17 protein-coding genes are annotated in these 18,861 nt (G+C 69.8%); 6 read left to right on the forward strand and 11 right to left on the reverse strand.

Translation table 11 applies throughout. The annotated features are described in order from the left end of the window. Window positions 1–16: 16 nt before the first annotated feature. A complete protein-coding gene (locus tag Q1A98_RS06070; protein WP_299570916.1) occupies window positions 17–1,102 on the forward strand; it encodes an NAD-dependent epimerase/dehydratase family protein in 1,086 nt (361 codons plus the stop codon). A 14-nt stretch (window positions 1,103–1,116) separates the two neighbouring features. Here the strand turns inward: Q1A98_RS06070 and Q1A98_RS06075 are convergent, their stop codons facing one another. Further along, the gene (locus Q1A98_RS06075; RefSeq protein WP_299570919.1) at window positions 1,117–1,866 is read right to left on the reverse strand and encodes an acyltransferase; all 750 of its coding nucleotides are present in this window, start codon (window positions 1,864–1,866) and stop codon (window positions 1,117–1,119) included. A gap of 129 nt (window positions 1,867–1,995) precedes the next feature. Here Q1A98_RS06075 and Q1A98_RS06080 point away from each other — a divergent pair, with 129 nt between their 5' ends. After that, complete coding sequence (locus Q1A98_RS06080; RefSeq protein WP_299570922.1) at window positions 1,996–3,327, forward strand: PQQ-binding-like beta-propeller repeat protein; 1,332 nt, start codon at window positions 1,996–1,998, stop codon at window positions 3,325–3,327. 88 nt (window positions 3,328–3,415) lie between these two features. Here Q1A98_RS06080 and Q1A98_RS06085 read toward each other — a convergent pair whose 3' ends face one another. The 4 genes from Q1A98_RS06085 to Q1A98_RS06100 all read right to left on the reverse strand — a co-directional run bounded on the left by Q1A98_RS06085 (window position 3,416) and on the right by Q1A98_RS06100 (window position 7,791). Then, window positions 3,416–4,705 carry a DUF222 domain-containing protein gene (locus Q1A98_RS06085; RefSeq protein WP_299570925.1) on the reverse strand — a complete coding sequence of 430 codons (1,290 nt, stop codon included), beginning with the start codon at window positions 4,703–4,705 and terminating at the stop codon, window positions 3,416–3,418. A gap of 88 nt (window positions 4,706–4,793) precedes the next feature. Continuing rightward, window positions 4,794–5,996: a class I SAM-dependent methyltransferase gene (locus Q1A98_RS06090; RefSeq protein WP_299570928.1), complete on the reverse strand. Its 1,203-nt coding sequence runs from the start codon at window positions 5,994–5,996 to the stop codon at window positions 4,794–4,796. Window positions 5,997–6,005: 9 nt separating this feature from the next. Beyond that, on the reverse strand, window positions 6,006–6,965 hold the full coding sequence (locus tag Q1A98_RS06095) for a class I SAM-dependent methyltransferase (protein WP_299570931.1): 960 nt from the start codon (window positions 6,963–6,965) through the stop codon (window positions 6,006–6,008). 37 nt (window positions 6,966–7,002) lie between these two features. Next, a complete protein-coding gene (locus Q1A98_RS06100) occupies window positions 7,003–7,791 on the reverse strand; it encodes an enoyl-CoA hydratase-related protein (RefSeq protein ID WP_299570934.1) in 789 nt (262 codons plus the stop codon). A gap of 154 nt (window positions 7,792–7,945) precedes the next feature. On the opposite strand from Q1A98_RS06100, the gene ligD reads away from it, so the two are divergent. Together ligD and Q1A98_RS06110 are read left to right on the forward strand one after the other, a co-directional pair. Then, on the forward strand, window positions 7,946–8,896 hold the full coding sequence (ligD, locus tag Q1A98_RS06105) for a non-homologous end-joining DNA ligase (RefSeq protein ID WP_299570937.1): 951 nt from the start codon (window positions 7,946–7,948) through the stop codon (window positions 8,894–8,896). Between the two features lie 49 nt (window positions 8,897–8,945). Further along, complete coding sequence (locus tag Q1A98_RS06110; RefSeq protein ID WP_299570940.1) at window positions 8,946–11,003, forward strand: M13 family metallopeptidase; 2,058 nt, start codon at window positions 8,946–8,948, stop codon at window positions 11,001–11,003. Between the two features lie 7 nt (window positions 11,004–11,010). Here Q1A98_RS06110 and Q1A98_RS06115 read toward each other — a convergent pair whose 3' ends face one another. The 6 genes from Q1A98_RS06115 to ctaD form a co-directional block, all read right to left on the reverse strand. Further along, a complete protein-coding gene (locus Q1A98_RS06115; RefSeq protein ID WP_299571827.1) occupies window positions 11,011–11,793 on the reverse strand; it encodes an NUDIX hydrolase in 783 nt (260 codons plus the stop codon). Window positions 11,794–11,858: 65 nt separating this feature from the next. Beyond that, a complete protein-coding gene (locus Q1A98_RS06120) occupies window positions 11,859–12,689 on the reverse strand; it encodes an ABC transporter ATP-binding protein (RefSeq protein ID WP_299570943.1) in 831 nt (276 codons plus the stop codon). Between the two features lie 24 nt (window positions 12,690–12,713). Then, complete coding sequence (locus tag Q1A98_RS06125) at window positions 12,714–13,211, reverse strand: cupin domain-containing protein (RefSeq protein ID WP_299570945.1); 498 nt, start codon at window positions 13,209–13,211, stop codon at window positions 12,714–12,716. Next, the gene (locus Q1A98_RS06130) at window positions 13,208–13,939 is read right to left on the reverse strand and encodes an aminoacyl-tRNA hydrolase (RefSeq protein WP_299570947.1); all 732 of its coding nucleotides are present in this window, start codon (window positions 13,937–13,939) and stop codon (window positions 13,208–13,210) included. Before Q1A98_RS06130 ends, Q1A98_RS06125 begins: the two co-directional genes overlap by 4 nt. Window positions 13,940–13,950: 11 nt before the next feature. Continuing rightward, the gene (gene serB / locus Q1A98_RS06135) at window positions 13,951–15,180 is read right to left on the reverse strand and encodes a phosphoserine phosphatase SerB (RefSeq protein WP_299570950.1); all 1,230 of its coding nucleotides are present in this window, start codon (window positions 15,178–15,180) and stop codon (window positions 13,951–13,953) included. Between the two features lies 1 nt (window position 15,181). Then, a complete protein-coding gene (gene ctaD / locus Q1A98_RS06140) occupies window positions 15,182–16,948 on the reverse strand; it encodes a cytochrome c oxidase subunit I (RefSeq protein WP_299570952.1) in 1,767 nt (588 codons plus the stop codon). A 315-nt stretch (window positions 16,949–17,263) separates the two neighbouring features. Here ctaD and Q1A98_RS06145 point away from each other — a divergent pair, with 315 nt between their 5' ends. Beyond that, window positions 17,264–18,241 carry an ABC transporter substrate-binding protein gene (locus tag Q1A98_RS06145; RefSeq protein ID WP_299570955.1) on the forward strand — a complete coding sequence of 326 codons (978 nt, stop codon included), beginning with the start codon at window positions 17,264–17,266 and terminating at the stop codon, window positions 18,239–18,241. Between the two features lie 76 nt (window positions 18,242–18,317). After that, entirely contained in the window at window positions 18,318–18,809 is a 492-nt protein-coding gene (locus Q1A98_RS06150) for a carbonic anhydrase (protein WP_299570957.1), read from the forward strand. Window positions 18,810–18,861: the final 52 nt, after the last annotated feature.

The following is an 18,861-nucleotide window of genomic DNA, read 5'->3' on the forward strand; positions in this document are numbered from 1 at the left end:
GCGTTACCCTGACGCCGTGTCCAGCCCCGCGAAGTACCTCAGCAGCCTCGAGATCGACACCACGACGCCGGTCCTGGTCACCGGCGCGACCGGATACGTGGCCGGATGGGTGGTCAAGGATCTCCTGGACGCCGGTGTCACCGTGCACGCCGCGGTGCGCAACCCCGACGACCGTCGCAAGACCGCGCACCTCCGGGCTCTCGCCGACGCGGCACCCGGGACGATCGAGTTCTTCGCCGCGGACCTGCTGACCGACGGCTCCTACGACGAGGCGATGGCGGGCTGCGGGATCGTGTTCCACACCGCGTCGCCGTTCACTTCCGCGGTGAAGGACCCGCAGAAGGAACTGGTCGACCCCGCCGTCGAGGGCACACGCACGGTCCTCGAGTCGGCCGATCGCACCGAGTCGGTCCGTCGCGTCGTGCTGACCAGTTCGGTGGCCGCGATCTACACCGACACCGTCGACTGCGAGAACGCCGGCGGGTCGCTCACCGAGGACGACTGGAACACCTCGGCGACTCTGGACTACGAGCCCTACAACCTGTCGAAGACGTTGGCGGAGAGGAAGGCGTGGGAGATCGCCGACGCGCAGTCACGCTGGGACCTGGTGGTGATCAACCCGTCGCTCGTGATCGGTCCGCCGCTCGGGCCCGCGCCCACGTCGGAGAGCTTCGCCATCGTCACCCAGCTCGGCAACGGGCTGATGGCACTGGGTGCGCCGCGCATCAAGATCGGCGTCGTGGACGTGCGGGAGGTCGCGCAGGCGCATGTGACCGCGGCGTTCACCACGGGCGCGTCGGGTCGCCACATCCTGTCGGCGGCGGACACCGATCTGCTGGAGATGGGCAGGGCGCTGCTGCCGAAGTTCGGTCGGAAGCGTCCGCTCCCCCGTTTCCCGATGCCGATCCCGCTGCTGGTCGCGGTGGCGCCGTTCGTCGGCCGCGACCGCCGCTTCGTCAGGCGCTGCTCGGGCGGCCCGCTCCACCTGGACAACACGAAGAGCCGTGAGGCGCTGACGATCTCGTACCGGCCGATGCGGGAGTCACTGGAGGAGATGTTCGCGGCCATGCTCGACGCCGGTCAGGTGAAACTCCTGCGCTGACGCCCGGGGCCCGGTCAGCCGACGTCGGGTCTCGATGCCTTCTTGCGTTCGATGTCGGCCAGCGCCCGCGCGTGCTCGGCGCGTTGCGCGGCGGAGGCCGCCCAGTCGTCGGCACGGTTGCGCACCACTCGGGCCGGGGCACCGACTGCGATCGAGTAGTCGGGGAACACCCCGCGCACCACGGCGTGCGAGCCGAGCACACAACCGCGCCCGACGACGGTGTTGCGCAGCACCGACACCTTCGCCGCGATCCACGTGTCGGGACCGATGCGAACCGGCCCCTTGACGATGCCCTGATCCTTGATCGGCAGGGTGATGTCCTCGGTGCGGTGGTCGAAATCGCAGATGTAGCACCAGTCCGCGACCAGTGTCGACGCGCCGATCTCGATGTCGAGGTAGGCGTTGACGACGTTGTTGGCACCGAAGACCGTCTTGTCCCCGATACGCAGCGAGCCCTCGTGGCAGCGGATGGAGTTGCCGTCGCCGATGTGCACCCACCGACCGATCTCCAACCGTGCGAGTTCGGGTGTCGCGTGGATCTCGACGTCCCGACCGAAGAAGACCATGCCCTTCAGGACCACGTGGGGGTTCGCGAGGCGGAAGCGCCAGAGCCGGAAGTACCGGACCAGATACCAGGGCGTGTAGGCGCGGTGGTCGATGACCCAGCGCAGCGAGGCCAGGGTCAGGAACCGGATCTGATCGGGATCTCGACGGCGGCCCGCGCGCCGACGCGAGCGCAGCGACGCGTTCCACATGGTCGTCATGGCCAGACACCCTATCGGCCGTCCGCGAGGGGTCCCGGTCCGCCGAGGGGCCCGCGATAGGCTCACCGGTGCGAACGGGCCGTCGGCATGACGGCGGGCCCGGGAAGTGCAGGTCAGGACAGGAGAACGATGCGGGACAGCTCGGTGCCCACGCGCGGCCGTCGCGGGACGACCGCACGGTGGATCGTCCTCCTCCTCGCGGCCGTCACCCTGGTCGCCGCGTGCGCCGACGGTGAGGCAGACGTCCGCTCGATCCCGAGCGCCGGATGGGCCAGCTACGGCGGCGACGCCGGCAACGCGAACTTCGCCTACCCCGACGTCCCCGACGACCTGACCCTGTCCTGGAGTCGCCCGACCGGTGGACCCGTCTCGGCCCCGCTCACCATCTCGGGCCGGTCCAACGTCCAGGTGACCTCCAGTACCGAGAGCGGCTGCAACACCTTCGTCTTCGATTCCCGCGCCGGCCGGAAGAACTGGTGCCGACGGATGGCGGCCGGCGTCGAACTGAACGCCATGCTCGTCGACCAGTACGACAACGTGTACGTCGGTGAGGCGGGCAATCTGGTGGCCTACACCGGCGGCGGGTCGATCCGGTGGCGCTTCCCCGCCGCTGGCGTGCCGGTGTCGCTCAAGTTCGCCGGACCCGGCGTCCTGCTGCTCGTCACCGACCTCGGCCAGGTCGTCCTCGTCAACTCGCAGACCGGGCAGCCGGCCGCACCCGGGGTGTCGCTGCGGTCCGACCTCGACACCTCACAGCCGGCCGCCGGGCTCGGCGACTGCATCACCGGCGGACCGAACTGCCCGATCCAGGCCAGCCCGGCCGTCGACACCGCGGCGCAGCGGTTCTACGTCGGCTTCTGGCCGGCGAAGTCGATCGCCTCGGAGGTCCGGGCCCTGCGATACGACGCCGTCAACGGGGCGGTGGCGATCCGAGACGCGTGGACCGCCCAGATCCCGAGCGGCGTCATCGGGACGCCCACGCTGTCCGAGGACAAGAAGACGCTGTATGTCTTCGACCGCCTGGGCAGCATCTACGCACTCGACGCCGCGACCGGCAAGACCCGCTGGAGTTACTTCGTCGGCGGGTACGGGTTCGGGACGATGACCGTCTCCCCCGACGGGGTGATCATCCCGACCGGCGTCATCGGCGCGCCGCTGCGGGCGTTCCGCGACCGCGGCGCCAAGGCCGAACCCCTCTGGCAGCGCACCGATCTGCAGACCGTGAGCCTGTCCACGCTGACGAGCACCGGAAGCGCCTGGACGGTGGTGCGTTCCGGGCGCGACCAGAAGCTGTCCCTGCTCGAGGTCTCGGCCCGCGACGGGAAGACCGAGCGCACCCTCGACCTCCCCGGCGCGCTCGGCTTCGCGACCGGGGTCGCCGTCTCCGCGGAGGGTGCCATCGCGACGGCCACGAACCTGGGCGAGGTCTACTTCTTCGACAAGCCGAAGACCACGAATTGACGCGGGCTCACACTGTGGAGTTGTCAAGGTTCTGATGCGGTCCTGACTGGTGGTCAGGTGCGGGAGATGTGCTGTCGCTGGTCGGTTCTCAGGCGGCGATGGTGTCGAGGCGCAGGGTGCGGCGGTTGTAGGCGGGTTGCAGTTCGCGTCGTGGGTCGACCGTCGCGGGTGGTCGGATCCAGGGGTGGCGGTCGGGGCCCATCTCGATCTCCCAGCCGCGCTGGTGCACCGCGACGTGGCAGGTTCGGCACAGCAGGCACCCGTTGTCGCATGTCGTGGGTCCGCCGTCGGAGTGGAAGACGATGTGGTGGACGTCGGTCCATGACGCGGGGTTGCCGCACATGACGCACGACTGGTCGCGGGCGACGATCGCCTTGCGGGTGCGGCCGGTGAACAGCCGCGCGGTCGGGGAGATGTCGACCGGGGCTGCGTCGACATCGACGGCGATGCGGGTGACCGAGGCATCACACGACAGCAGTGACACCGCCTCGTCGGTGACGGTGCCCATCCACTGCAGATACGCCGGTCCCGCCGGGGTGACTCCGCAGCAGTCGGTGTCGTTTGCGGGGACGGTCAGCAGGATCTCGGTCTTCGCCGACCCCACGAGCCCTTCGGCTCCGAGCGCACGGGACGCGGCTTCGACGACTTGTGCGAACGCGTCCGCTCGGCGCTGTGCGGCCGACCTCGGGTCGGGTGTCCCGTCGGGTAGCGGCCTGGGTCGCGATGCGGAGTCGACACAGGAGATGAACCGCTCCCCCGTGACCACGTCGAGGTCGAATGTCCCCGCCATTCGGCCGTCGTCGCGTTGCGCCCAGACCACCTCGTTCAGCGTCGTGTCCTCGGCGACCGGCGTCGCCGGCTCGCCGTCGTCGACCATCTCGGGTTCGTGCTCGATGGCGATCGTCCGGGCCCGGTCGTCGATCTCGACCGGCGAGCGGCCAGCAAGCGCGTGTCCGATCAACGCCGCCTCGGTCTCGACCGCCAGCTCCGAGCCGAGCGGTGACCGGGTGCGTATCGCGACGTGGCGTACTCCGCGGGCGACGGCGTCGGCGAACTCCGCCGACAGTGACCCGTCGCGTAGGTGTCGGGCCAGTGCGGGCAGGTGCCCGATCGCCCTACCGAGCCGGATCGCCCGCGACGCCACCACCGGCACACACCCATTACGGCGCAGCAGTTCTCGCACCGAAAACCCCAGGCGCTTCGCGGTGCCCCGGCATTCGATCTCCCCGGTCACCCGGGCCAGCAACCCGTCCGCGGCGTTACGCGCAGCCACCGCCGCCCGCACCCCCGCCAGCAACACGTCATCATCGGCGGGCACCTCGCACTCACGGACGGTATCGGCGAGGCGATCAGCCGCCTCCAGCACTTCCTCGAACATGTGTACGACACTAGCCAGGCCCACCGACAACTCCGGCCGAAAACGCTCGCAACCGGTCGAAGTGTGGACGCAGGCCGATCTGTGGAATCTAGCGGGTCGGGCCGGCAGCGTCGCCCGCCCTCTCCCCCGGGCCGCAGATGAACACCGTCGCCGCGGTGCCGATGCGCGTGACGACGAGGGCGAGAGAACGACTGCCGCGCAGGCGGAGACGTGTGCGTAGCCGGTCGGGGTCGACGTCGACACCGCGCACGAGGATCTCGAGGACGCCGCAGTCCAGGTCGACCAGTCGGCGCCGCAGGCCCTTCTCCGAGAGCGGCATTTGCTCGAATACAGGCCACCCCCGCTCGCCCGCCGGCACCGCGTCACCGGTGAGGTGAGCGATGCGGTGGTCCAGCTGCCACAGCCCGTGCCGCGCGGCGTAGTGCCGCACCAACCCCGCGCGGACGACGGCCCCGTCGGGGTCGACGATCCACCGACCGACCGGTGCCACCGGTACGTCGTCGGGCTCGTCGTCGGTGATCTCGAAACCGCCTCCGGCCGAACGGATGACGGTCGCGCGGCGCCGTGGGAGGTCCTGGTCGCCGGTCCACAAGGCCACCTCGCGAACCCCGCCGTCGACCGACACCACCTCGGTCTCACCGACGAATCCGAAACGGTCGCGCAGCATCCGATGGTCCAGTCCGGGAGCACATTTCACGACCAGCGAGTGACCCGCGTACACCGACAGCAACTCGAACAGACCGGGTCGCAGATCCTCGAGTCGGAACTTCCGTGCACCCGTCGCATCTCGACGCGCCGGATCCGCGATCACGACGTCGGCGGTGCTGGTGGGGGTCAACGCGTCGGCCACAGCGACCACTGCCGCGGGAACGTTGTGCGCGGCCATGGCCGCCCGTGCCGGGTCGAGGTCGCTGCCGATCACACCGGCGATCCCCGACGTCGCCGTCAGCTCGAGCAGCTCGGCGCCGATCGAGCAGGTCACGTCGTGCACGACGGCACCCGGTGTCGCAGAGGCGATCCGACGGGCGCGGTGCACCGCGACGGACGCGGCCGTGGCCTGTTGCGCCGACGCGTCGTCCAGCAGGAGGTCGTCGGCTCGTCTCAGCCGACCGCGCGCACGACGCCGACCGCGGATCACGTCGACGAGTGCGGCGTCGCGGCCCGGGTAGCGAGCCCGCAATGTCGCGAGATCGGAGATCAGCGTGTCGGGGCGGAGCAGGAGATCGCTCGCCGTCGACAGCGCCTTCTCACCGAATCGCGAGGCGAGCCATGCGACGTCGTCGACATCCACGGGACGGGATCAGGCCTTGTGACCGGAGACCACGACGTTGTAGAAGAACTGCGGCGGGACCACCTTGCGCATGACGTTCTCGTCGAGCCAGGTCAGGCGCTTCCACCCGCCGAACGCGAATCGTGCCCAGCCCCACCCCAATTTACCCTGGGGTACGGCGGCCTCGAACGTGCGCACCGGCCAGCCCAGCATGGCGGCGGTGAACTCCTCGGTGGCGGTGGCCACCTCGACAGCACCGGCGGAGCGGGCCAGGCGGGCCAACTCCCGTGGGTCGAACGTGTGGATGTCCACGACGGCTTCGAGTGCCGCCGCGCGCGACGACTCGTCGAGCTCGGCCTGAGGACGCCGCCAGTCGCGCAGAGGAGCCCACCTGGTGACCGTCGTGGTCAGCTTCCACGTCGTCCGGGACAGCCACCGGGCGTAGAAGTCACCGATGGTCGACGGCTCACCGGCGAACACGAATCGGCCGCCGGGCTTGAGCACCCGGAGCACCTCACGCAGCGCCTGCTCGACGTCCGGGATGTGGTGCAACACGGCATGCCCGACGACGAGGTCGAAGGTGCCGTCCTCGTAGGGGATGGTCTCGGCGTCGGCGACGCGGCCGTCCACGTCGAGGCCGAGGTTCTCCGCGTTGCGCAGCGCGACCTTCACCATCCCGGGCGACAGGTCGGTGACCGACCCGGACGAGGCGACGCCCGACTGCATCAGGTTGAGCAGGAAGAAGCCGGTGCCGCAGCCCAGTTCGAGAGCACGCTCGTAGGGCAGCGACGCGTCGTCGGCGACGGCGTCGAACCGGCCGCGGGCGTAGTCGATGCAGCGCTCGTCGTAGGAGATCGACCACTTCTCGTCGTAGGTCTCGGCCTCCCAGTCGTGGTAGAGCACCTGGGCGAGTTTGGTGTCGGCGAGTGCGGCGTCCACCTCGGCGGCGGTGGCGTGCGGATTCGGCGCGGGATCGGACGGAGCGGTCACGGGCGAACTCCTCGGATGTGGCAGAGGGACAGCAGGATCACTTGCCGAGGAACTCGGCCTTGCCGGGGCCGTTCTCGACGAAGGACTTCATGCCGGTGGCACGATCCTCGGTGGCGAACAGCGCGGCGAACTGTGCGGCCTCGATCTTCAGGCCGGTCGCGAGGTCGGTGTCGAGACCCTGGTCGATCGACGCCTTGGCCGCGGCGAGCGCCACCGACGCCGCCTTCGTGAACTGCGACGCCCACGTCACCGCGGTCGCGTACACCTCGTCGGGTGCGACGACCTCGTCGACGAGACCGATCTTCAGTGCCTCCTCGGCGCCGACGAAGCGGCCGGTGAACACCATGTCCTTGGCACGCGACGGACCGATGAGCCGCGCGAGGCGCTGCGTCCCGCCGCCGCCCGGGATGACACCGAGCAGCACCTCGGGCACCCCGAGCTTCGCGTTGTCGCCGGCGACACGGCGGTCGGCACCGAGCACCACCTCGAGGCCACCGCCGAGCGCGTAACCGGTGATGGCGGCGACGGTCGGCTTCGGGATGGTCGCGATCGCGCCCAGTCCGGCCTGTAGGCGTCCGGCGAGCTTGCTCATCTCGGCGAACGTCATGTCGTTCATCTCCTTGATGTCGGCGCCGGCCGCCAACACCTTGGGTCCGCCGTAGACGACGACAGCCTTGACCGCGTCGTCGCGCGTCGCCTCGTCTGCGGCCGCGGCGAGCTCGTCCTGGACCTGACGGCTCAGCGCGTTCATCGGCGGACGGTCGAGGCGGATGGTGGCGACGCCGGGGTGGTCGTCGCTGTGCTCGAGACGGACGAATTCAGGCATGGTCCGCAGGCTACCGCCTGTCCACAGGAGCAGCCGTCCCGCCATCGGTGACCGTCGCCGCCACCGACGCCCGCCGGACCCGCGTTCCTCGCGACGCGCGTGCGCGTCCCGGAAAGGGCGCTCGGCGGGCGGTGATGCCCTAGGGTCGAACGGCATGGCGACGGAGTCGGCGGGCGAGCCGGTCGAGCTCACCGTCGGTGAGCGGGTCCTCCGGATCTCCAGCCCCGATCGCGTCTACTTCCCCGCCCGCGGCGAGACCAAGCTCGACCTCGCTATGTACTACATCTCCGTCGGCGACGGCATCGTCCGCGCGCTGCGGGACCGTCCGTGCATGCTGCACCGGTTCCCCAAGGGCGTCGCGGGTCAGAAGGTGCACCAGAAGCGCATACCCGCAGGCGCCCCGGACTGGCTCGAGACGGTCCGTATCTTCTTCCCGCGCTACAGCCGCACAGCCGACGAGGTGTGTGTCACCGAACTCGCGAGCGTCATGTGGGCGGTGCAGATGTCGACGGTCGAGTTCCACCCCTGGAACTCCCGCCGCGACGACACCGAGAAGCCCGACGAGTGGCGCATCGACCTCGACCCCATGCCCGACTGCCCGTTCGACCGGGTGCAGCGCGTCGCGCGGGTCGCGCAGGAGGTGCTCGACGAACTCGGCATCCGCGGCTTCCCGAAGACCTCCGGCGGATCGGGCCTGCACATCTATGTCCGCATCGAGCCGCGATGGGGATTCGCCGACGTCCGTCGTGCCGCACTCGCGTTCGCCCGCGAGGTCGAGCGCCGCGCCGGCGGTGAGGCGACCACGACCTGGTGGCGCAAGGACCGCGAGCCCGACGTCGTGTTCGTCGACTACAACCAGAACGCCCGCGACCACACCATCGCCGCGGCCTACTCGGTGCGCGGGAACCCCGAGGGCACCGTGTCGACACCGTTCGCGTGGGACGAACTCGAGGACATCGTCCCCGGTGACATGACCATCGCGACCGTGCCCGAGCGGTACGCGCGCCTGGGTGACCTGCACGCCGAGATCGACGACGTCGCCCATCGCCTCGACGACCTTCTCGCCTGGGCCGACCGCGACGGCCTGGAAGCGGCCGAGGACTGAACACGCACGACCACGAACCATCGGAGTCCGACGAGCAGAGGGGACCGAAATGACCGATCGCACAGCCCATCCCATGACCCCCGGCCTGGGTCGACGAGCGTTTCTCGCCGGCATGGGCGGACTCGCCGTGGCGGGGGTGCTCGCCGCGTGCGGTGACGACGCACCGCGCCGGCCTGCGTTGACGCCCGACCTCTCCGGGCTGGACAACGGGGTGTCACCGAACGCCGACCTGTACCGGTACGTCAACGGCGGATGGCTGAACGGCTATCAGATCCCCGCCGACAAGGCCGGGTACAGCACGTTCGACGAGCTCAGCGACGAGGCGGAGAAGCAGCTCCGCACGATCATCGAGGACATCGGCTCCGACGCATCGGGTGAGGACGCCAAGATCCGGGACCTCTACCGCGGGTTCATGGACACCTCCCGCATCGACGCAGCGGGGGTGGACCCCGTCCGGCCTCTGCTCGACGCGATCGACTCCGCACCGGACAAGACCACCCTCACCCGCGGCCTCGCCGCCCTGTCGACGGCCGGGGCGACCGGCATCGTCGACCTGTACATCGCCCCGGACCAGGCCGACTCGACCCGGTACGTCGCGAACATCGTGCAGTCGGGTATCGGCCTGCCCGACGAGTCGTACTACCGGGAGGCGTCGTACGCCGAGGACCGCACGAAATACGTCGAGTACCTGACCACGATCGCGCGCCTCGCGGGTCTGTCCGATCCGCAGGGTCGTGCCCAACGGGCGATGTCGGTGGAGACCGCCGTGGCCGCCGGCCATCTCAGCACCGTCGAGAGCCGGGACGCGAAGAAGACCTACAACCCGCGCAGCTGGGCGCAGTTCACCGCGCAGGCACCGGGGATCGACTGGGCGGCATGGCGATCCGGCCTGGGTCTCCGCGACGACGCACTCGGGCAGGTCGTCGTCGCCGGCCCGAAGTCCGTCAGCACCGCGGCGACGGTGTGGACCGACACCCCGATCGACACCCTGCGTGACTACATGCGCCTCACCGTGCTGCGGTCGTACGCCCGCTATCTCTCGACACCGTTCCGGTCGGCGCATTTCGACTTCTTCTCCCGCACCCTCAACGGTGTCGAGAAGGAGCCCGAGCGGTGGAAGTCGGGTGTCGCGCTGGTCGACTCGCTGCTCGGGGAGGCACTCGGCAAGAAGTACGTCGCCGCGCACTTCGCCGGGTCGGCGAAGGACGACGCCCGCGACCTCGTCGCGAACCTCGTGGAGGCCTACCGGCGCAGCTTCGCGACCATCACCTGGTTCAGCGACGCGACCCGCAAGGAGGCGAACACCAAGCTGGACAAGCTGACGGTCAAGATCGGCTACCCCGACAAGTGGAAGGACTACTCGGGCCTGACGATCCGCGCGGACGACGTGGTCGAGTCGGTCCGCAACGGTCAGATGTTCGCCGCGAGGCGGGAGTTCGCCAAGCTCGGCACGAAGGTCGACAAGTCCGAGTGGCAGATGACCCCGCAGACCGTGAACGCCTACTACGACCCGACGTTCAACGAGATCGTCTTCCCCGCCGCCATCCTGCAGTACCCGTTCTTCTCCCCCGACGCCGAGCCGCAGGTCAACTACGGCGGGATCGGCGCGGTGATCGGCCACGAGATCGGACACGGCTTCGACGACCAGGGCTCGCAGTACGACGCCGACGGCAACCTGCGCGACTGGTGGACGGCATCGGACCGCGCCGAGTTCACGAAGAGGTCGGACGCGCTGATCGCGCAGTACAGCTCCCTGGTGCCGAAGGGCCTGCCGGCGGACAAGAAGGTGAACGGCGCACTGACCGTCGGGGAGAACCTGGCCGACCTCGGTGGACTGTCGATCGCGTTGTCCGCGTATCGGATCGCAGCGGAGAAGGCGAAGACGCAGGCGCGTGACCGGGACGTGTTCCTGGCCTGGGCGCGGATCTGGCGGGGCAAGTACCGACCGGCCGCAGCCGAGGAACAGCTCGCCACCGACCCGCACTCGCCGCCGGAGTTCCGCTGCAACCAGGTGGTGCGCAACATCTCCGGCTTCTACGACACGTTCGGGGTGGGCCCGTCCGACGCGATGTACCTCGCTCCGGACAAGCGCGTCACCATCTGGTGACGCGGGATCACTCGCCGGTGTAGCGCGCGGACCCGTCGAACTCGATGTGCAGGGCGGAACCGTCGGAGATCAACGTCGGTGTGACGGGGACGATCTCGCGGGGCGCCGCCATCGCGTCGGCGACGGTGTCGAACCCGGCGAGGTTGTCGAGCTGCGACCACGTCGGTGGCAGCAGGAAGAGGTCGCCGGACTCCCACGCCGTCATGACGTCGGCGACCCGGTGCCACCCCGCTGACGCAGCCTCGGATGTGCGGTCGTCTGCGCTCTGACCGGCCGGCAGTTGCGCCAGGAAGAACCGTGTGTCGTAGCGTCGGCGCTCACCGAGCGGCGTGATCCACCGGGCCAGCGGCGCGATCAGGTCCGCACGCAGCACCAGACCGGCGCGACCGAGGAACCCCGACAGCGACAGGTCGCGCGACTCCAGCGCCCGCCGTTCGTCGGAGTAGAGGTCGGGCTCGGCGACGAGGTCCTGCGCCGACGAACCGGCCAGGAGCACACCGCACTCCTCGAACGTCTCGCGGACCGCTGCACGCACCAGCGACGAGGCGAGGACGACGGCATCCTCGTCCGGCGGAGTGGTCGCGTCGAACTGTGCTGCCCACCACCGCGGTCCGGGTCCCACCCAGTCGGAGACGTCCACGCCGACCTCCGCGTCGCGGGGGTCCACTCCGCCGCCGGGGAACACCGTCATCCCGCCGGCGAACTCCATGCCCGCGGCACGGCGGATGAGGAACACCTCGATGCCCGCGTCGGTGTCGCGGATCAGCGCGACCGTCGCGGCATGCCGGATCGGGACGGACTCGGGGTCGTCGACGGGACGGAACGACTCCGGGAGTTGCCCCCGCCCACCGGTGCTCACGGGCGGGCGCGCCGATGCGAACCGGCGCGGCGGGCCCGCCGCGCGAAGTACCGTCCGTCGACGTGCTCGAGGGCGATCCGCTGGTGGAACGTCGCGGTCAGGTTGTCCTCGGTCATCACGTCGTCGAGCAGTCCCTGGGCGACCACGCCGCCCTCCGACAGCAGCAGCGCGTGGGTGAAACCCTCGGGGATCTCCTCGACGTGGTGGGTGATGACGACCATCGCCGGGGCGTCGGGATCCATCGCCAGCGCACCGAGCCGGGCCACGAGCTCCTCGCGCCCACCGAGGTCGAGTCCGGCGGCGGGCTCGTCGAGCAGCAGCAGTTCCGGGTCTGTCATGAGCGCACGGGCGATGACGACGCGTTTGCGCTCCCCCTCCGACAGGGTGCCGAAGGTGCGGTCGGCGAGGTGTTCGGCACCCATCGACTCCAGCGTCTCGACGGCCTGAGCGCGGTCGACGTCCTCGTAGGCCTCGCGCCAGCGGCCGAGCACCGAGTAGCCCGCGGAGATGACGAGGTCGGTGACGATCTCGTGGTCGGGGATGCGGGCGGCGAGCATCGACGACGCTACGCCGATCCGGGTCGACAGTTCACGGACATCGGTCTCGCCGAGACGCGATCCCAGCAGCACGGCGGACCCCGAGGTCGGATGGGTCTCCGCGGCGGCGATCCGCATGAGCGAGGTCTTACCCGCCCCGTTGGGTCCGATGACGACCCAGCGTTCGTCGAGCTCGACCTGCCAGGTGACGGGCCCGACGAGAGTCTTCCCCCCGCGCACGAGGGTGACGTCGGTGAAGTCGATCAGGAGGTCGGGATCGATGTCGGCCACGTCACCCATCGTGCCCCACCGGGCTCATGCGCCGCCGGAAGGGGCGGGGTCGTCGGCGGGCGGCGGATCGAGCAGGCCGAAGTCGGCGAAATCGAAGCCGGGGACGACGACGCAGCTGACCAGACCGGCGCCGTCGGGGTGGCCCGCGACAGGCCGGGCCCGCTGCCACTCACCCGGAGCCACGACGTGCTGCGGGCGCTGGCCGCTCGCCAGGTCAGAGCCGAGGACGATCGTCGTCTCGGCACCCGGCGCCGACCCCGTACCGCCGACGACGAGCTCGATCGGTGACCCGCGGTGGTGCAGCCAGATCTCGGCACCCACGACCGTGTGCCACGCGGATTCGGCGCCGTCGGGCAGGAGGAACAGGATCGCGGTGCCCGCGCTGCGATCACCCGAGTGCGCGGACGGGAGCACCTCGTGCGACAGGGTCAGATCCGATCGCCACGTCTCGCCGTACCACCCGCCCTCCGGGTGCGGCGCGAGGTCGAGTCCGGCTGCCCAGCCGGGCACGGTGGGGCTCATCGTGGGTCCTCTCTGTCGGTGCGTTCGGCGACGACGGTCACCGAGCCGGGTGCGACCTCGGTGAACCCGGCGTCGCGGACGGCGACGGTGTCTTTCCCGTCCCGCGACAGCAGATCCGCCCACCGTTCGGGGGTGGGTGCGGCGACGGCGAGCGGGCAGCCCGCCTCCCACCACGACCGCGCGCCCGCGACGTCGAAGAGGCGAACCGCGAGCATCGACCCGTGGCCCACCTGGGCGGCCAGCTTGCCCAGGGTCATGTCGAGGGCTGGGTTCACCCAGATGGTCACCGGCCCAGTCGGTCCCGGATCGAGGGGATCGTCGAGGTCGGTCCCGCCGATCTGCAACCGGTCGATCCGCCGGTCCACCGATCCGACCGGGCCGGGCACGATCGCCCGTGCCGCGGCACCGTCCTGGTCGACGGTCACGCCGTCGACGTCCTGCGCCGCGGTCCAGTGGCTGCCGCGCGCCCGTCGGCTGATCTTGCGGATCCGGGCGTCGCACCACGCCTGCACCGCCGGCCCCCACGGGCCGTCCGCGTCTGCGCGCTCGTCGAGGCAGAGCAGGACAGCGGCGCGGGCCGCGGCCTCCAGCGTGGCGCGCCGATCCGGTGGATCACGCTTCTCGATACGCACGACGACAGGCATCGCGAGGACCTGAGCCGGGTCGTCCGGGTCGGGGGCGTCACCGAGACGGTCGGTGAGCACGGCGAGGCGCTCGTCGAAACCCATCGCGGGTGACCTCAGCCGAGCGGGACGCGACGGGCGATGCCGTCGATGGCGTCGGCGGCCTCGATCTCGTCGCGCGTGACGCCGAGGATGAACAGCACGGCGTCCAGGAACGGGTGCGACAACGCCGCGTCGGCGACCTCCTGCAGAGCCGGCTTCGCGTTGAACGCGATGCCCAACCCGGCCGCGGTCAGCATGTCGATGTCGTTGGCGCCGTCACCGACGGCGACGGTCTGCTCGAGGGGGACGCCGACCTGATCGGCGAACGCCCGGAGCGCCGCGGCCTTTCCCGGACGGTCGACCACCTCACCGAGGACGCGTCCGGTGAGTTTCCCGTCGACTATCTCGAGGGTGTTGGCCCGGACGAAGTCGAGTTCGAGTTCGTGTGCCAGCGGATCGATGACCTCGCGGAAGCCACCGGACACGACACCGCAGTGGTAGCCCAGGCGACGAAGGGTGCGGATGGTGGTGCGGGCGCCGGGGGTGAACTCCACCGCCGACGCGACCTCCTCGAGAACCGACGCATCCAGGCCGGCGAGGGCCTCGACGCGCTTGTGCAACGACTCGCCGAAGTCGATCTCACCGCGCATGGCGGCCTCGGTGACCGCCGCGACCTCGGCCTCGCGCCCGGCCTTCGCGGCCAGCATCTCGATGACCTCGCCCTGGATGAGGGTGGAGTCGACGTCGAACACGATGAGCCTCTTGGCGCGCCGTGCGAGTCCGCCACGCTCGACGGCCACGTCGATGCCGTAGCGGGTGGCGACCCCGGCGAGACCCTTGCGCAGCGCGGCGTCGGCGGCCACGTCGTCGCGGTCCACGCTGACCATCAGCTCGAGACCCGTGAGCGGGTAGTCGGCGATGCCGCGGATCGAGTCGATGTTGCCGCCCTGGCCGGCGAGCTCGGCGGCGACGGCCCGGAAGGCGCGTGCGGTCACCGGGCTACCGAGGATGACCACGGCGTGCGACGACACCGTCCGGACGCCCGGGTGGGCGCCGACGTCGACCGCGACGTCCATGCCGATGGAGCTCATCGCCTGCTCGACGGTCTCCTGCAGCGTCTCCGGATCACCGAGGCTCTCCACCAGCACACCGAGGGTCAGCCGAGACCGGATGACCACCTGCTCGACATCGAGCAGGTGGACATCGTGGCGGGCGAGTGCGCCCAGGAGGACGGACGTGACGCCGGGTCGGTCGGGACCGGTGACGGTCACCAGCACGGTGGTGCCGGACCCCCCCGGTGTCACGTCAGCGCGGATCGGGATCCGTCGACGACTCGTGGGAACCCACGGTCACCGGATCGCGCTTGGCCTCTTCCATGTGCTTGGACGCCTGGCCGACGTGGGCCTCGCGGTGCATCCGCTCGATCATGTGCGGATAGTGCAGCTCGAAGGCCGGACGCTCGGACCGGATGCGCGGCAGCTCGGTGAAGTTGTGGCGCGGCGGCGGGCAGCTGGTGGCCCACTCGAGCGAGTTGCCGAAGCCCCACGGGTCGTCGACCGTGACGACCTCGCCGTACCGGTAGCTCTTGAAGACGTTCCAGAGGAACGGCAGCGTCGAGAGGCCGAGGATGAACGCGCCGACCGTCGAGATGACGTTCAGGGTCGTGAACCCGTCGGACGGGAGGTAGTCGGCGTAGCGACGCGGCATGCCCTCGTTGCCCAGCCAGTGCTGCACAAGGAACGTCACGTGGAAGCCGATGAACGTCAGCCAGAAGTGGATCTTGCCCAGCTTCTCGTCCATCATGCGGCCGGTCATCTTCGGGAACCAGAAGTAGATGCCCGCGTACGTGGCGAACACGATGGTGCCGAAGAGGACGTAGTGGAAGTGCGCCACGACGAAGTAGCTGTCGGACAGGTGGAAGTCCAGCGGCGGGCTGGCCAGCAGGACGCCGGTGAGGCCACCGAAGAGGAACGTGACGAGGAAGCCGACCGAGAACAACATCGGTGTCTCGAACGTCAGATGGCCCTTCCACATCGTGCCTATCCAGTTGAAGAACTTCACACCGGTGGGCACCGCGATCACGAAGGTCATGAAGGCGAAGAACGGCAGCAGCACCGCGCCCGTCGCGTACATGTGGTGCGCCCACACCGCGACCGACAGGGCGGCGATGGCGAGGGTCGCGTAGATCAGCGTCGAGTAGCCGAAGATCGGCTTACGCGAGAACACCGGGAAGATCTCCGACACGATGCCGAAGAACGGCAGCGCGATGATGTAGACCTCCGGGTGCCCGAAGAACCAGAACAGGTGCTGCCAGAGTATGACGCCGCCATTGGCGGGGTCGTAGAGGTGTGCACCGAACTGGCGGTCGACCTCGAGGCCCATCAGGGCGGCGGTCAGCAGCGGGAACGCGAGCAGGATCAGGATGCTCGTCACGAGGATGTTCCAGGTCATGATCGGCATGCGGAACATCGTCATGCCGGGCGCTCGGAGACAGACCACGGTGGTGACCATGTTGACCGCGCCGAGGATGGTGCCGAGACCACCGACGGCCAGGCCCATGATCCACATGTCGGAGCCGGCGCCGGGCGAGTGGATCGCGTCGGTCAGCGGGGTGTAGGCGGTCCAGCCGAAGTCGGCGGCACCACCCGGGGTGATGAAGCCGGCGACGACGATCAGGCCGCCGAAGAGGAACAGCCAGTAGCTGAAGGCGTTGAGGCGCGGGAACGCGACGTCGGGGGCGCCGATCTGCAGCGGCAGGACCACGTTCGCGAAGCCGATGACGATCGGGGTCGCGTACAGCAGCAGCATGACCGTGCCGTGCATGGTGAACAGCTGGTTGTACTGCTCGTTCGACAGGAACTGCATCCCCGGATGTGCGAGCTCCCCGCGCATCAGCAGCGCCATCAGGCCGCCGACGAGGAAGAACGCGAAGCACGTGACCAGGTACATGATGCCGAGCACCTTGTGGTCGGTCGTCGTGATCATCTTGTAGATGAACGACCCCTTGACGCCCGTGCGCTCGGGGTAGGGGCGAACCGGGGCGACCTGCGTGGGCTGGTCTAGGGCGGTCACTAGTCCTCCTGCCTGCACGACCGGTGTCCGGTCGTGTGGTGACGATGAACGCGGGCACCGGTCTGCCCGACGCCGAACGTACTGAACTGATCGTAAACCCTCATGCGCCCTGTGGCCGAGCGGGTCCTACGACTCGTCGTAGGAACTTTCCCGCCCACGCGGGGCGATCTTGTCCCGCACCGCGAGCGGACGGCGACGGAGCCCGACGACGCGCCGCGGCAGAGCTTTCCGACACATGCGGCGGTGCTAGGTTGATGCCCGATCGCGCGGCCGTCCGGGCCGGCACGAGGTGGTCGGAGAACGGTGGTGACGAGGGTGCGCGGACCCGTGCGAGCGGTGGCCGTGACCTGCGTGGTGACGGCTGGTGTCCTGGGCCTCTCCGCCTGCGGCGGCGCCGACACACAGTCCCCTCCCGGCCCCGGATCGGTGACCACGACGACCACCGCCGTCGGCGGGTTCGACCTCGTCACGCCCGAACGCACCTTCGACCGCGCCTGCGGCACCGCGTCCACGCCGGACCCGGGCCAGGCGGATGTGTCCCGGATCGCCGTCGCCGACCCGTCCCTGCTCGACCCCCTGTGCGCGCTGGGCATCCAGTCGAAGGTGGTCGCGGTCGCGGCCGACCCGGGCGGCATCCCCACCTATCTCGGACCGACCGTGACGTCACTGCCGACGATCGGGTCGCGCCCGGATGCCCAGCGCGCCGCCGGTGCCCGGGCTGACGTCGTGCTGGGTCGCTCCACCGCACAGACGGCGCCGTACGACGCGCGCTCTGTCGTCGTCGACGAGTCGGCGTCCTGGCAGGACCAGTTCCAGGCGGTCGCGGACGCTCTCGGCCGAGGCGAGGAGGGGACGCGTCGCCTCGACACCTTCGCCGCGCAGGCCAAGCGCGCCGGACAGCGCGTTGATGCATCGCACAGTCAGGTCGGCCTGGTCCGCTTCGGTGCCGACAGCGAACAGATTGCCGGCACCGCGTCGTTCGCGGGGTCCATCCTCGCCGCGATGGGCGTCCAACGCCCGCAGTCGCAGCGCTCCCCCGGGTCCGTGACGGTCACCGAGAAGAATTTCGACGACGCCGACGCCGATCTCGTCTACGTGAGCTTCACGTCCGCGAAGGGCAAGGACCACGGCGTATCGGTGCTGCGCAGTGACCGTTGGCTCGATCTCGGCGCGGCATCGGGCAGGCGCGTCTTCGTCGTCGACGACTCGATCTGGTACGGCCGGCGGGGCCTCGCCGCTGCCCCGGTCGTCCTCGACGACGTCCAGCGTTCCCTCAACGGCTACTCCGGCTGAGATCTCGCCTCAGCGCGTAAAACCCCGGGTGCGCGCAACCATCCCCGACGACGCATGCACGGATCACGATGTCCGCATGACCGTCACCGATGACCTGTTGAAGAACAACGCCGACTACGCTGCGGGGTTCTCCGGTCCGCTCCCGCTGCCGCCGAGCAAGCACGTCGCGGTCGTCGCGTGCATGGACGCCCGCCTCGACGTCTACCGGATCCTCGGTCTGAACGAGGGTGAGGCCCACGTCATCCGCAATGCCGGTGGCGTCGTCACCGACGACGAGATCCGATCGCTCGCCATCAGTCAGCGCCTCCTGGGGACCACCGAGATCATCCTCATCCACCACACCGACTGTGGAATGCTCACCTTCACCGACGACGACTTCAAGCGCGGCATCCAGGACGAGATCGGCGTGAAGCCCGCGTGGTCGGCGGAGGCGTTCCCCGACCTCGACGAGGACGTGAAGCAGTCGCTCGCCCGCATCGAGAACAGCCCGTTCGTGTCGAAGACCACCTCGCTGCGCGGCTTCGTCTTCGACGTGGCCACCGGGAAGCTGAACGAGGTCACCCGCTGAACCTGCGCCTCCTCACGACGGTCGGCGTCGTCGGGGTCGCGATCTGGCTGGG

The sequence above is a fragment of the uncultured Williamsia sp. genome (genome assembly GCF_947494875.1).
In the GTDB taxonomy this organism is placed as follows: domain Bacteria; phylum Actinomycetota; class Actinomycetes; order Mycobacteriales; family Mycobacteriaceae; genus Williamsia_A.

What these genes read in the sequence shown, in the direction of transcription:
- Q1A98_RS06075 (WP_299570919.1), bottom strand. Translation starts at nt 1,866, where the DNA reads ATGACGACCATGTGGAACGCGTCGCTGCGCTCGCGTCGGCGCGCGGGC.
- Q1A98_RS06080 (WP_299570922.1), top strand. Translation starts at nt 1,996, where the DNA reads ATGCGGGACAGCTCGGTGCCCACGCGCGGCCGTCGCGGGACGACCGCA.
- Q1A98_RS06085 (WP_299570925.1), bottom strand. Translation starts at nt 4,705, where the DNA reads ATGTTCGAGGAAGTGCTGGAGGCGGCTGATCGCCTCGCCGATACCGTC.
- Q1A98_RS06100 (WP_299570934.1), bottom strand. Translation starts at nt 7,791, where the DNA reads ATGCCTGAATTCGTCCGTCTCGAGCACAGCGACGACCACCCCGGCGTC.
- ligD (WP_299570937.1), top strand. Translation starts at nt 7,946, where the DNA reads ATGGCGACGGAGTCGGCGGGCGAGCCGGTCGAGCTCACCGTCGGTGAG.
- Q1A98_RS06110 (WP_299570940.1), top strand. Translation starts at nt 8,946, where the DNA reads ATGACCGATCGCACAGCCCATCCCATGACCCCCGGCCTGGGTCGACGA.
- Q1A98_RS06125 (WP_299570945.1), bottom strand. Translation starts at nt 13,211, where the DNA reads ATGAGCCCCACCGTGCCCGGCTGGGCAGCCGGACTCGACCTCGCGCCG.
- Q1A98_RS06130 (WP_299570947.1), bottom strand. Translation starts at nt 13,939, where the DNA reads ATGGGTTTCGACGAGCGCCTCGCCGTGCTCACCGACCGTCTCGGTGAC.
- Q1A98_RS06150 (WP_299570957.1), top strand. Translation starts at nt 18,318, where the DNA reads ATGACCGTCACCGATGACCTGTTGAAGAACAACGCCGACTACGCTGCG.